At 46.2% G+C, this 500-nt stretch carries 1 pseudogene (running past one end of the window); it reads left to right on the top strand.

Annotation, left to right across the window (positions count from 1 at the left end):
* A pseudogene (locus V7149_RS05680) lies at positions 1-471 on the top strand ((Fe-S)-binding protein) (it extends 1,655 nt beyond the left edge of the window).
* Positions 472-500: the final 29 nt, after the last annotated feature.

Below are 500 nucleotides of genomic sequence, written 5' to 3'. Positions count from 1 at the left end.
GATTTCGGGCTGCAGGCAGAGGTTTTCCATCATACGGAAATCCTTGCGAAGCTTGTTGAGGAAGGAAAGCTGAAGCCGCAATATCCGGTAAATGAAACGATTACCTTCCATGATTCTTGTTATTTAGGACGCTATAACGAGGTTTATGATCCGCCGCGTGAAATTTTGAAATCCATTCCAGGTGTGAAGCTTGTGGAAATGGAGAGAAACCGCGAAACCGGCATGTGCTGTGGAGCGGGCGGAGGCTTAATGTGGATGGAGGAAGAAACCGGCCACCGCATTAACGTATCTCGTACAGAACAAGCATTGGCAGTCAATCCATCGATCATCAGCTCTGGCTGTCCATACTGCCTAACAATGCTATCAGACGGAACGAAGGCGAAGGAAGTGGAAGAAACCGTCCATACGTACGATGTAGCCGAAATTCTCGAAAAATCCGTCATCGGGGAGAAGCAAACTTTAGTTTCTTAATAAAATGATTAGTTCAACTTCAATTGGCA

The organism is Bacillus sp. JJ1503, from assembly GCF_036965125.1.
Classification (GTDB): domain Bacteria; phylum Bacillota; class Bacilli; order Bacillales; family Cytobacillaceae; genus Cytobacillus.
This window is presented reverse-complemented; position numbering and strand designations above follow the sequence as displayed.